Below are 13,104 nucleotides of genomic sequence, written 5' to 3'. Positions count from 1 at the left end.
TCCGAGAGCAATCCTGACACATTAGTCAATACACGCAGGCAGATACAGCCAAAAGCCACTATTACGCCGCCGTGAAACAAAAAAACCCGCCGAAGCGGGTCTTTTTGTCTATCGAGTCACAACTCAGGCGAGTTCAGCGAAGCACTCTTCGATGATTGCCAGGCCTTTGTCCAACTGCTCGTCCGGCGAGGTCAGCGGAACCAGTACGCGCAACACGTTGCCGTAGGTGCCGCAGGACAGCAGGATCAGGCCCTTGTCACGGGCCTTGGCCACGACCTGAGCCACAGCGGCCGCGTTCGGCTTGTGGCTGTCGCCGCCTTCGAACAGCTCGATCGCGATCATCGCGCCCAGGGCCCGCACTTCACCGATCACCGCCGGGTACTTGGCCTGAATCTTCTTCAGACCGGTCACCAGGCGCTCGCCGACCGCTTTGCAGCGATCCAGCAGGTGCTCTTCCTCAAACACTTCCATCACGGCCAGGGCCGCGGCGCAAGCGATCGGGCTACCGGCGTAGGTGCCGCCGAGGCCGCCGGGCGCAATGGCGTCCATGTATTCGGCCTTGCCGCAGACACCGGCCAACGGGAAGCCGCCGGCAATGGATTTGGCGAAAGTGGTCAGGTCGGCGGCAACGCCCATCTGCTCCATGGCGAAGAAGGTACCGGTACGACCGGCGCCGGTTTGCACTTCGTCGGCGATCAGCAGGATGCCGTGCTGGTCGCACAAGGCGCGCAGGCGCTGCATAAACGCTTTAGGCGCGACGTAGAAACCGCCTTCGCCCTGGACCGGCTCGATGATGATCGCGGCGATATCACGGGGCTCGGCGTCGTTCTTGAAGATGCGCTCGATGCTGGCGATGGAGTCGTCGATGCTCACGCCGTGCAGTTCGTTCGGGTACAGCGCGCGGAAGATGCCGCCTGGCATCAGGCCCATGCCGGCCGAGTAAGGCACGACTTTACCGGTCAGGCCCAGGGTCATCATGGTGCGACCGTGGTAGGCGCCGGTGAAGGCGATCACGCCGGCGCGGCCAGTGGCGGCACGGGCGATTTTCACGGCGTTTTCCACGGCTTCGGAACCGGTGGTGACCAGCAGGGTTTTCTTGGCGAAATCACCCGGGACCTTGGCGTTGATTTTTTCGCACAGCTCTACGTAGGGTTCGTAGGCCAGGACCTGGAAGCAGGTGTGAGTCAGCTTGTTCAACTGCTCGGTCACCGCGGCGATGATTTTCGGGTGCAGGTGACCGGTGTTGAGCACGGCGATACCGCCGGCGAAGTCGATGAACTCGCGACCTTCGACGTCGGTCACCGTGGCGTTCTTCGCGTGGTCGGCGAAGATCGGGTGGATCTGGCCGACGCCGCGCGGTACAGCGGCTTCGCGGCGTTTCATCAGGGATGCGTTGGTCTTGCTCATGGTGTCCTCATTCACCGCTCATCGGGCGGCGTGGTTCAAGGATGACGCGGCGGGGAGCCCACTGCACCAGCATACGATGATCGACTGGTACAGCGTTCCGGCCACACTAAAGTGTCGTTTGAAACGCGACAGGAGCAGCGCTCTCGTGCCCCTCTCGCTGAACCACCTGCCGGGTTAGATGCCCAGGCAGAGATATTTGATTTCCAGGTAGTCTTCGATGCCGTACTTGGAGCCTTCACGGCCCAGGCCCGACGCCTTGATGCCGCCGAACGGCGCGACTTCATTGGAGATCAGCCCGGTGTTGACACCGACCATGCCGTATTCCAGGGCTTCGGCCACACGGAACACCCGGCCCAGGTCACGGGCGTAGAAGTAGGAAGCCAGGCCGAACTCGGTGTCGTTGGACATCGCGATCACTTCGGCTTCGTCTTTGAAGCGGAACAGCGGGGCCAATGGACCGAAGGTTTCTTCCTTGGCCACGGCGGCGTCCTTGGAGACGTTGGTCAGGATGGTCGGCTCGAAGAAGTTGCCTTCGATGGACTTGCCGCCGGCCAGCAGGGTCGCGCCTTTGCTCAGGGCGTCGGCGATGTGTTCCTGAACCTTGGCCACGGCCTTCTCGTCGATCAGCGGACCGGTGGTGGTGCCGTCTTCCAGACCGTTGCCGATCTTCAGCTTGGCAACCGCCACTTTCAGCTTCTCGGCGAACGCATCGTAGACCGAATCCTGGATGTACAGGCGGTTGGCGCAGACGCAGGTCTGGCCATTGTTGCGGTACTTGGAAATGATCGCGCCTTCGACGGCCTTGTCCAGGTCCGCGTCGTCGAACACGATGAATGGAGCGTTACCGCCCAGTTCCAGGGAAACCTTCTTGATGTCCTTGGCGCATTCGGCCATCAGTTGACGACCGATTTCGGTCGAACCGGTGAAGGACAGCTTGCGCACGATCGGGTTGCTGGTCAGCTCGCTGCCGATATCGCCGGCGCTACCGGACACCACGCTGAACACGCCTTTCGGGATCCCGGCACGTTGGGCCAGTTCGGCCAGGGCGAAGGCCGAGAACGGGGTTTGCGAAGCGGGCTTGAGCACCATGGTGCAACCGGCGGCCAGGGCCGGGCCGGCTTTACGGGTGATCATCGCAGCCGGGAAGTTCCACGGGGTGATGGCGGCGGTGACGCCGATCGGCTGCTTGATCACGATCAGGCGCTTATCCGGCTGGTGGCCCGGAATCACATCACCGTAGATGCGCTTGGCTTCTTCGGCGAACCATTCGATGAAGGAGGCGGCATAGACGATTTCGCCCTTGGCTTCGGCCAATGGCTTGCCTTGTTCGAGGGTCATCAGGCGGGCCAGATCGTCCTGGTTCTCGATGATCAGCTCGTACCAGCGACGCAGTTTGTTCGCACGCTCTTTGGCGGTCAGGGCACGCCAGGCCGGCAGGGCCTTGTCAGCGGCTTCGATGGCACGACGGGTTTCGGCGGCGCCCATTTTTGGCACGGTGCCGAGGATTTCGCCGGTGGCCGGATTGTTGACCTTGATCGTCTGACCATTGTCCGCATCGACCCAAGCCCCATCAATGAAGGCTTGCTGGCGGAACAACTGGGTGTCTTTGAGCTGCATGTAGGCTTTCCTTAACAGCACCGCGCATGCGCGGAGCGAATTATTGATTGTAGAAAGGCGCCTTGAGGGCTGCCGTCAGGAAATTCATTCACCGGGCCGAAGCACATAAATAGCGCACATGAGATCGATGTGCGGTTCAGCACCCAGACAAGAGCGTTTGAAATCTCAAACGAATCCTAGGATCAATGGGGGTAAAGGACAATAGTCTGTTCGAAAAAAAGAACGAAAATGGCGCTTTTGCCGGTTTTTTCTGATCAACGTGAAGCTCGGGCCTTCGCGCGCCCTTTCGAAGTCGCCAGGACGGGGCGCTCAGTCGGAGAAAATCCACAAAGAGAATTTCCCGACAAAACCTGAATGGACGCCCCGGGCTGACATGGGTATGATGTCGCCCGCATAAGCACCAGTAGCTCAGCTGGATAGAGTACTGCCCTCCGAAGGCAGGGGTCGTGGGTTCGAATCCCGCCTGGTGCACCATCTGCAAATAAAATGCCCCGGATCGTTGATCCGGGGCATTTTTGTTTTCGGGCCCGGGTCGGCCGGGACAGCCACTGATCAGCCTCTTGGTCTAGAACTTCAATCAGTTTGCCTATGAATGGCTCGTCGATATCGGTACGTCTCGCCTAGCCGAATTACCAGGCTCAGATGTCAGGTGCAATTTAAACACCCGCATTTTTTTGCCCAACAAAAAACCCCTAAGCAGTCTCAGCACCGAAGCGCATCAACCGAGAGGGGCCGTGTTACCGGCGATTATAAAGGTTAAAGCCCTCCATCAACAGCCATCCCCCCCGCAGAACCCTCTATTGCGCCCTGACAAAAAACACCACCACCTGATCAGTGCCCGACACCCGTTGCAAGCCTGCGACCATTTTCACCAGGCGCCCCTGTTCCATTGCTTGCCTGACCGGCTGCAGCAGCCGGTGCTGGTTCATCGTCCTCAGCTCGGCGATTCTGCGCAGCCATTCATCCGTCAGTTGCTGCGGTGCCCCTCGGGAACGGCGCAAGGTCACCGACCAGCGTTTGGTCCATTTGAGCATGATGAAGTACAGCTGATCCGAGCCCGGGTGAGTACACAACAGGTTGACCGTATTGAAGGACCGCGACTTCGGCACCTCGGTCACCACAAAGCCATGGCGGCGCAGGATCGGCATCACCGCTTGCTCGGTATTCAGTGCCAGGCCGGCAACGCGAGGCGGTCCACTGACGTCGAAGAGCCGCGGGTCAACCATGTGGGGAGTATGAAAATCCAGGCGGGAAAACCCCGTCGTGCTGTTCGGCTCGTCGATTGGAAAGTTGCGCCCGCGGATGGGCCGGATATCAAGCTCGCTGAACAGCACATGCATGTCCACCCCGCGCGTGACCCAGGCCTCTTGCGTGCGCCTCAGCCCGACCATACGACTGGCAGTCACCGATGTGCTCTCCACATCGGAGCGTTCGATCAGCCGATTGAGCGTCCTGCGCTGGGTGGCTTGCATCATGCCGTCCAGGGGCCGCGCCAGGGACTGCTCCGCAGGTACGCTGAACAAAGGCGTGCGCAGTGTCCAGGTCTGGCTCCGATGATCGAAGGTGGCCGGAATCGGCTGCTCGTCCAAATGCGCCCACCAGTGGTTGAAGTCGGTTCGAGCCTGCGCGGACAACGAACCGGGACGTTTCAGAAAAACGATGTCGGGGTGAATATGCGGACCGTCGGGAAGCAGTTCGAAATAACGATTATCGAGTTTCAACAGTCGCGTCTTGTGTATTTTCCCCTGCCGGCGATACAGCCCCTGGGGCGCCGATAACAGCTGGACCTGCTCGTCATCCAATAACAGCCCCCACGCTCTCCAATCCGTGGACAACAAGGCCGGTCGCCGTGTCATCCATTCCAATTGCGGCACCGGCGCCCCCTCGACAACCGACGCCGCCGGCGGCTCCCAGGGGCGGTGCCAGATGGCCCGACTGGGGCCAGGCACGGGCTCGGGCGCGTCGGCACGCAACAGGTATTCGCCAGGCTCGTGGATATGCAGAATCAGTTCATTGTCCTGCGCGGCGGTTTTCTTCAAGCGCAGGGCCTTTTCACCCTTGGGCCGATAGACCTCATAGCTGTTGCTGCCGTCGGTGATGAACTGCACACCCTTTTTCACGTAGCTGCCGGCATTGCTCGGACCGTGCAGGGCGACCGCGTCGTCCGGGCTGATCTTCACTTCATACCCCGGGAGCACAGGCCTGGGTTTGGCTGCGGCGTCGACCTTTTTCAGGGCCAGCGCACCTTTGTGCGAGAGAGCCTGGCGATTGTTGATGGCCTTCAGCGCCCCGCGCGGCCACAGCGCATGGCCGGTCCGAGCCGAGCGGGTCGCCAGGCTGCCGGGATAAAAGGTCAGCGCGGCATCGACCAGCGTCATAAGCGCGGCCTTGAAAAGCTCGAAGGCATCGCGCGAATCGCCACTGCGGTGAAACCGGCGCAAGGCCACGGCCGTCTCATGGACATTGACCGCGATACTGACCACCGGTACCACCGACAACACCCTGAGCCAGTAGGCCGAGCGTTGCTCGCGCTCACGCAATTCGCGGATCTGCGCCAGTTGCCGGGCGGAGTTCGAGACCGACCGGGCCCGCTGCTGCGCCCGCAGGACCAAGGCGTGCGCCAGGATCAGCGACAGGTCGCAGCGCTGGGTTTTCCTCAGGCGCAGCCAGTGCCCGGGATTTTCCGCGATTTCACGCCTGACCTCCTTTTCCAGCACTGCGGAGTCCGGCACCGCTTGCTCCGGCTCACTGCTCCACCAGCTCTTGATGGTCTTGACCAGAGAAGTAGCGGCGCGCGTGGAAACAGGATCAATCCCCAAGGGCGTCAGGCCCCATGCCACCCGCTCATCGCGCAGCGGCGTCAGGCCCGTTGCGCACGCCGCCCCTGGGCCTTGCTCGGCCGGGTAACCCTCGACGACTTCCGCCTCCCAGCCCGCCGCCAGCCTTTGCACAATGTCCGCCGGCCGTTGCGACGTCTGTTCGACCTTCACCAGCGCCCGTTGCGCGGCCAGCAAATCGGTGTGCTCCGTCAGCACCTGCTCATGCGGGGCACCCGGCAGATAGACCAGCGTTCTCCCGGAAAGCTTGTCGTGGATTGCCACGGCATTGCCCACATGCCGGGCCCGGGCAAACGCCCGGCCGGCAAAGGTGACGAAGTACAGTTCGAGCTCAACATGCGCGTTGCGCAGGTCCGCGACGAACTCGGCATTCAGGGCCCTCTCGAAGACCTCGGCGGCCCAGTCGCCAAGCCCCTGTTGCCGGGCACTGAACAACTCCAGGTGGGCGCGTTGTCGGATCAGCCGGTACAACAGCGCCTGGTCGAACGCCCGCAGCGGTTCGAGCCGGGGATTATCGACGCCGTAAAAAGCCCGCTGGATCAGGCTGTCGTAGTGTCCGCCAAGGTCGAGTGCCGAAATCGTGCTGATCAGATAATCAGGCGCCAGGCGCGCTTGCCAGGCAGGATCCAGGATCCGTCCATGTTGCAGCCGACGCTTGGTCCCCGCTGAGTGCGGATCGAGGTTTTCCAGGGCCAGGCGCAAGAAGCTGTAGGTGTGGCGCGAATCGCTGACCACCGTCTTCGGGCCCGCCTCGCCCACCGTGCGTTCAGGATGGCCAGCCCACACCCGCTCGACACTGTCGGGCAGATCGAACAACGGTTTGTCGATATCCAGCCCCGGATAAAAACCGTCCTGTTTGAGTCGTTCGATGACTTTCCCCCGGGCAAAGTCATCCAGATCCGGCAACTGACGCTCCAGTTTGAGCTCCAGGGCCTGCACACTTTTCTGGTAGCGGGCCAACAGTCGTGCGTACTGCCGGCGGTCCGTTCGTGATGCCTCGGACAACCAGGCGGGAAGACCTTGCGCCTGCACGGCACCGAGTTGCAGGACAGCCATGTTATCCAACGCGCGCTCGCGGGCATCGTGACCCGGGACGCCGAGGTTCTCCGCCAGCTCATGGGCCAGCAGTTGCAAGGAGCTGCTGGCGTCAGCGATTTCCGAGAATGGCCGCAAGCCGCCCTCGATCAACCGGCAAACCCGCAGGTGGTCCTGGATCTGTTGCTGGAGACTCTCTTGTAAAGCGTCCGTTTCAATCGGCTGATAGTCGATGGGGATTCGCTCGCCACCGGGCAACCCGCGCACCCAATTGCGCAGCGCCGGCCGTCGGTCCCGGGCAATCAGCGGCCAGAAGCTTTCGCACTCCGGGCTGCGCATGCTGATGTCCAACTGTTGCGAAAGGCTGTCCAGGGTCACGAAACGTTGCAGCCCACCCAGCCGGCCCGGCACAAACAGCAGCGCCGACACGCTCAGGCGCGGATCGGCCAGCGCTGAGCGGGTACTGATGACGCAGGCCCCGCTCAGCGTCCAACGTGAGTGCGGCGGCCCCAGGCTGATGGCGGCGACCCGTGTCTCACTGGCCAGCCGCGCCAAGGGCGCTGGCAGCATATCGAGCACACGCGCCAGCTCCTTCTGATCGATCAGACCGAGTTGATGCTGCATCTGCGCCTCGTACAAAAGTCCCTGGCCACGGCCCTTGAGCAATTGGTCGGGAAGATCGCTGCCCTCCTTGTCCCGGGTGTTCCAGAACTCAGACGTTGCGTGCCCTTCGCGCTCCTGAAACAGGCTCTGGACATACACCACCTGTTGTCGCCAAAGACTGTGACGCGCCAGCAACTCGCTGTAGGCCAGGGTATCTCGCCCCGGATCCCGCTCATCGAGGAGCTTGAGAATGCCCCGTTCCTGCTGTCGGACCTTACTCTGACGCAGACGCACGGGAAGATCCTCCACCAGGCTGCCAAAGGTGATCTCCAGCATTCTGCGCTGTTCGTCGCGCCGCAGCAGTTGCGCCAGCAATGTCCCGAGGGGTGGCAAGCCCGTCAGCGCCTGGCGTGAGCCCTCTACAGCCTCAACCACCTGCAACGGCGTCAAGCGCCCGGCATCGGCCACGCCCTCGGGCAGCATATACGCCGTGTTGAGCAGCAACCCGGCAGCCCACTCGTTGGCCAACTGCGTATCCAGCCGGCTCAGGGCACTGTGGGCCAGGGCATCGCCGGTGAGCTCGGTACAGGCGTGGAAGCGATAAGCCAGGGCCGGGCGATCCGGTCGGGTAAACAGCTGGTCGCGCTCCTGCAGTGCCAGCAACTGCCAGGGCCGATAATTGCCCGGGGTATTGAACAACTCCGCAAGCCGGCGTTGCATCTCGACGTGGCTGGCAAACTCGAAGAACTCTTCGGACACCCCAGGCACGAAGACCACCTGCCTCCCCCGCTCCGCGCTACCAGAACCACGCAAGTGCAAGGCCCCGCTCAAAGCCAGCGGCGCCGAGTCCTTTCCCGGCCAGACCAGCTCCGACACCGTGAGCCGCCCCCAACGGCCACCGGCAAGCGCCCGTGCTGCGGGGGTCGGCGCATCCAACAGGCCCATCAGCATGTTGAACGCGGCAGCCGACAACCCGGCGACGCCATGGGCCAGCAGGGCCTTGTCGTGAAACAGCAACTTGTGCAGCTCGATCAGGCGCTCACGCCGCGCGACATGGCTATCGCTGGCCGGTTGATGCCAATAGCCGCGCAGGGCGGTGTCGAGCCTGGAAGACAACCCCAAGGTTTTCAGGCGCGCCAGAACCTGCTCCGGGTCCAGCGACAAGACCTTCTCCGGTTCGCCGGCCAGGCTCAGTCGCACAGTATGACCCGGCACCAGGGACAGAAACGGATTGCGCAACAGCGACATGGCCAACTGCGCCAGGGACCGAGCCGTTTGCCCGGCGCCGCAGCACAACGGCGGAACGAACAGCAACCTGTGCGGATCGTGCCCGAAGGCCTCGCTCAAGATCTGCTTGAGCAGCACGCCGATCCGCGGTGCCCGCTCGAAGAGCTTCTTGAGCTGGTGCTGACTATCGAGCCCACGCACCAGCGCCGCCTGGAGCCGGTTGAGCAACAGGCTGGGGCGTTCCACGCTCGCGATATGTTCGGCAAGTTGCTCGCCGAGGCGCTCCAGGGCGGCACCATTGGGATCGGGTAAAACCGCCGTGGCGGCCTCGTTGGCCGACTCAACGGCCTCCCCGGGAGGGTCCTCTACGGAGGGGTTCATAGGCTTTCCCTTGTTCCATGGAAAAAGGGAAAAGCCTAGAGCCCGCCACGACGTATCCGTGCATTAGATAGTTAAGGCGCAACGACCGGCGCCGCCCGCTGTTGGTCTGGGCGACGTCACTGCGAACCGGCGCTACAGGACCTGGCGGCTACCGTCATCTTCCGACGGCAGCCGGATGACCTGAGGCGGCGCCAGCGGTTGCGGCTCTTGCGGCTCAACGCGATGCAGGGACGTAATCACTTCAAGGACCCCGCCGTGCTCATCGTTGTGCACGATCATCGTCGCCGACTGGCGCATCCGGGCGAAGTTGTCCTCGCTGAGCTCGAAGCTACGGCTCAACCCCTCATCGCCGACCACTGGTGCCGGCAACCGACGCTGGGAATAGCTACGGCTCTTGCGCTGCTGATAACGCGCCCAGGCAATCAACAGCGCCGCATTCAACAGGCCGACCCACAGATACACCTGCAAGGAATTCAGGGCATCGAAGAACGAGATATCGATCTGCGGCCCCCCGTGCCCGTCGAACAACGGCCACAGCCCCTCGATCAGCAGGTACAACAAACCGACCCAGGCCAGCACGGTCAGGACCACATCGACTGCCAACATCAGTGGTCGCTGGCGGGTTCTGATGATTTTCATGAACGCACCTTCTGCTTGTGATCATCGGCCGCCTTGATCCCCCGGTCCGGGCTGACCCAGCGGGCCCGTTTGCCGCCCCGGCCGAACAACACCCGGGGAAAGCTGACCAGGGTGGTGAAGAAGCTGATAAACCAGAACACCAGCGGGTACCAGACCACCCAGAACATGATTTTCCACAGGTCTCTTTCGTAGCGGCGGTCGATCAGCACGCTGACCGCGAACTGCCCCAGGCAGACGATTGCCAGCAGCAGCCCGGTAAAGGCCGGCGGCACGATGCGGTGCACGGCAATCGAGGGCGGCAGCTCGACGAACAGACCTGCGCCGTAGAAGAGGATCGACAACAGGAAAGTAAACGCCCAGCCGGTCGACAGGCAGTACTCGAACAGCAACGGCCACAGGTAACGATGGTTCCACTGCCAGATGCTGCGGATGTTCTTGAACAACACTTCGGCGCCGCCCTGGGCCCAACGCAGCCGCTGCCTCCAAAGTCCGCGCAGGGTCTCCGGCATGAGGATCCAGCACAATGCCCGCGGCTCGTAGAAAATGCTCCAGTGATCCAGCTCCAGCTTCCAGCTGATATCGATGTCTTCGGTGATCATGTCCGGGCTCCAGTAGCCGACCCGGTCCAGCGCTGTACGGCGGAAGGCACAGATCACCCCGGAGATGGTGAAAATCCGTCCGAAGACCCTTTGCGTGCGCTTGATCAAGCCGATGATCGAGGAAAATTCGCCAACCTGGACTCGCCCGATCAAGGTCGAGCGGGTGCGGATCCGCGGGTTGCCGGTCACGGCGCCCAGGCGGGCGTTCTCCAACATCGGCGCCACCAGATAGGCCGCCGTGTGCGGCGCCAGCAACGCGTCGCCGTCAATGCACACCAGATACTCGCTGCGGGCCGCCACGGCCCCCATGCGCAGGGCCACCGCCTTGCCCTGGTTGTGCGCCAGGTGGATCACGCGCAGGCGCGGGTCCAGCAGCGCCAGGTTATCGAGCAAGTGGCCGGTGTCGTCCGTGGAACCGTCATTGATCGCGATCACTTCGATGTTCGGATAATGCTGGGCCAGCGCGGCCTCGATGGTCTCGGCGACATTCTCCCTTTCGTTGAAGCAAGGGATCAGGATCGAGATCAGCGGCTCACCCGCCAGCGGCGGTGGCAGGGTATCGGCTTCCCAGGGCCAATGGCGCTCCCAGTGCAGCCAGAAGTACAAGCCGCCGGCTATCCACAACCCCGACATGAACAACGGGTAGAAAAACACGAAGTCCATCAGAAATTGCCCGGTGACCAGGAAAATCACGCCGAGGGGAAACCCCAGGACGAGTGCCAGGACGATCAGAGCCAGGATTCGATCCATCATGATCTAAGGATTCCATTTGTAGGAAAGTGCCGGGCGCAGGGCCCGCACGGCCGGACGGTCATTCAGGAAATTCTCCGGGTAATAACCAAAACTGCTGACGCCCTGGCGTTTGAGCCGGCCCATCCAGTCCGCCAGCAGCTCGCCATCGAGGTCCAGCGCCGGCTTCTGTCGCCAGTCCCGGGCCTGCAGTTCGAACACCGTGTGATCAAGCGCGCCGGGCCGTTGCTTGACCTTGCCAACCAGCGTCTCCAGCCACTCACCCGCCTGTTTCTCGCTCTTCCCTTCCATCAGCGGCATGGCCATGGGCACGGTCCAGTCGTAGCTGGCAAGGAAGTCGTCGAGGTTCTGGGCGAACCAGGCTTCGCTTTGCGGATCGAGCACCGGCGCGGCGAACAGATTGCGCGCAGTCTGTACTTGCGGCCCACGTATGGCGCGGACCTTGGCGGTCAGCTCGCGGGTGAAATCGATCAGGTAGCGGCTCTTGAACCGCGTCCAGCGTTGCAGCGTCGCCGGATCGCCGCGCAGGGCACTGAGCGTGCCCGGCAGGCCGTTGGCGGCGTAGGTGCGCAGCGCCTGTGGGCTGGCATCCTCGAAGTCGGAGAGCACGGCATCGTCGTGATAGAGAACGCCGTCGACCGAGGTCAGCCGGGCCACGTCTTCGTAGATCTCACCAATGATCCGCCGCACGTTCGGGTCGAACGGTGACAGGCGCTTGTATTGTTTCGGGTCCACCGAGACCTGCCCGCTGGTCGGGTCCCAACGCGTCACCCGCGGCAGTTTTTCATCCAGGGCAAAACTCAGCACCGGCATCCAGGCGAAGACCTTGACGTGGGCCCGGGTGCGCAATTGCCAGGCGACGCGATCGAACAGGTCGGCGCGCATCGGCAGATGGCGGTTGGGGAAGTACAGCGAATGCACCAGGCCGTCCCCCGCCGGATCGGCGAACGCTTGCAGGAACACGGTATTGACCCCCATGTCCGCCATGCGCTGGACCAGCTTGCCGAGGTTGGCTTCCTGCTGGAGCGGGTTCGGGTCGTAGACGTTATCCAGGTCGACATGCGCCACACGCATCGGCAGGCGGTTCTGCACCGCGACAATAGCGCTGGCGTAGTGAGAGCCGTCCGGGTCCGCCGCCACCAACAGACGCGGGCTGCTCAGCAGTTGATCGAGGCTGTCGATGCCATCGTCCAGGGTCAGCGCCAGTTTGTAGCCCTGGCCCTCGATCACTTTCAATGCGGTGCCGTCGGCGGTGCCGTAGGGCCAGACCCAGACCCGTGGCGAATAACCGGTGGCGGCGCGGATCTTGGTCGAGATGGCGACCACATCCGCCCGCAGGCGAGCCTCGAAATCGGCCTCGCTTTCGTAACGACCGGTCGCCGCATCGTAGCGCCGGGCCGCCGCCGCCGGCTGCAGATTACCCTGGGGATTGGCGAGCAAACCCTGGTGGCTGGCATCGGTGTGGGCGACGATTTCCACCTGTCCGGAGGCCGCTATTTCCTTGATCTGCGTCCAGTTCAGAAACTCGGAGCGCGGGCGCAGTTCACCGGCGAAATTTACCGGTTTATTCGCCGGGGTATCGATCCAGACGCCGACCGGGGCCAGCAAGGCCGGCCATTGATAGCTCCTGAGCAGCGGCATCACGCGGGTATAGAAACTCGCATAACCATCGTCGAAGGTCAGCAGGATCGCCCTCGGTGGCAACTCCGGCCCGCCATTGCGCGCCACCAGGATCTGGTCCACGGTCACCGGCCGATAGCCGTTCTCCCGCAACCACGCCAGCTGTTCGAGCAGTCGCTCCGTGCGCACCGCAACCACCGCCTGATCCGGGTCGCTATCCTCGATGTCATGGTAGGTCAGGCTGAGAAAATGATTCTTCGGCCAGGGCGCTTCATTGACCGGCACCGCCCGTTGCGCGGGCGCGACAAACTCGGCCGGCTTCTGCGCACAGGCGCCGACCAGCAAGGCTCCCAGCAACAGAATGCAACGCGTGATCCAAGGCATCATCA

6 protein-coding genes and 1 tRNA gene are annotated in these 13,104 nt (G+C 62.7%); 1 reads left to right on the top strand and 6 read right to left on the bottom strand.

Annotated elements, in window-relative coordinates; translation table 11 throughout:
• Positions 1-123 precede the first annotated feature (123 nt).
• Positions 124-1,407: a 4-aminobutyrate--2-oxoglutarate transaminase gene (gene gabT, locus AC07T0_RS20975; protein ID WP_495003018.1), complete on the bottom strand. Its 1,284-nt coding sequence runs from the start codon at positions 1,405-1,407 to the stop codon at positions 124-126.
• Positions 1,408-1,581: 174 nt separating this feature from the next.
• Positions 1,582-3,024 carry an NADP-dependent succinate-semialdehyde dehydrogenase gene (gene gabD, locus AC07T0_RS20970; RefSeq protein ID WP_495003017.1) on the bottom strand — a complete coding sequence of 481 codons (1,443 nt, stop codon included), beginning with the start codon at positions 3,022-3,024 and terminating at the stop codon, positions 1,582-1,584.
• A 397-nt stretch (positions 3,025-3,421) separates the two neighbouring features.
• Here gabD and AC07T0_RS20965 point away from each other — a divergent pair.
• Positions 3,422-3,498, top strand: a tRNA-Arg gene (locus AC07T0_RS20965).
• A 323-nt stretch (positions 3,499-3,821) separates the two neighbouring features.
• Here the strand turns inward: AC07T0_RS20965 and AC07T0_RS20960 are convergent.
• The 4 genes from AC07T0_RS20960 to pgaB form a co-directional block, all read right to left on the bottom strand.
• Positions 3,822-9,107, bottom strand: a complete 5,286-nt coding sequence (locus tag AC07T0_RS20960) for a dermonecrotic toxin domain-containing protein (RefSeq protein ID WP_495003016.1) — start codon at positions 9,105-9,107, stop codon at positions 3,822-3,824.
• A gap of 132 nt (positions 9,108-9,239) precedes the next feature.
• Complete coding sequence (pgaD, locus tag AC07T0_RS20955) at positions 9,240-9,746, bottom strand: poly-beta-1,6-N-acetyl-D-glucosamine biosynthesis protein PgaD (protein ID WP_495003015.1); 507 nt, start codon at positions 9,744-9,746, stop codon at positions 9,240-9,242.
• Positions 9,743-11,098 carry a poly-beta-1,6-N-acetyl-D-glucosamine synthase gene (pgaC, locus tag AC07T0_RS20950; protein WP_495003014.1) on the bottom strand — a complete coding sequence of 452 codons (1,356 nt, stop codon included), beginning with the start codon at positions 11,096-11,098 and terminating at the stop codon, positions 9,743-9,745. The genes pgaD and pgaC overlap by 4 nt, the downstream gene beginning before the upstream one ends.
• A 3-nt stretch (positions 11,099-11,101) precedes the next feature.
• Positions 11,102-13,099: a poly-beta-1,6-N-acetyl-D-glucosamine N-deacetylase PgaB gene (pgaB, locus tag AC07T0_RS20945; protein ID WP_495003013.1), complete on the bottom strand. Its 1,998-nt coding sequence runs from the start codon at positions 13,097-13,099 to the stop codon at positions 11,102-11,104.
• Positions 13,100-13,104 lie beyond the last annotated feature (5 nt).

This window comes from Pseudomonas sp. GW821-FHT04D07, assembly GCF_059420225.1.
Note: the sequence above shows the minus strand (reverse complement) of the source record. Positions and strands in the feature narration are given on the sequence as shown.

What these genes read in the sequence shown, in the direction of transcription:
- gabT (WP_495003018.1), bottom strand. Translation starts at nt 1,407, where the DNA reads ATGAGCAAGACCAACGCATCCCTGATGAAACGCCGCGAAGCCGCTGTA.
- pgaB (WP_495003013.1), bottom strand. Translation starts at nt 13,099, where the DNA reads ATGCCTTGGATCACGCGTTGCATTCTGTTGCTGGGAGCCTTGCTGGTC.
- AC07T0_RS20960 (WP_495003016.1), bottom strand. Translation starts at nt 9,107, where the DNA reads ATGAACCCCTCCGTAGAGGACCCTCCCGGGGAGGCCGTTGAGTCGGCC.
- pgaD (WP_495003015.1), bottom strand. Translation starts at nt 9,746, where the DNA reads ATGAAAATCATCAGAACCCGCCAGCGACCACTGATGTTGGCAGTCGAT.
- gabD (WP_495003017.1), bottom strand. Translation starts at nt 3,024, where the DNA reads ATGCAGCTCAAAGACACCCAGTTGTTCCGCCAGCAAGCCTTCATTGAT.
- pgaC (WP_495003014.1), bottom strand. Translation starts at nt 11,098, where the DNA reads ATGATGGATCGAATCCTGGCTCTGATCGTCCTGGCACTCGTCCTGGGG.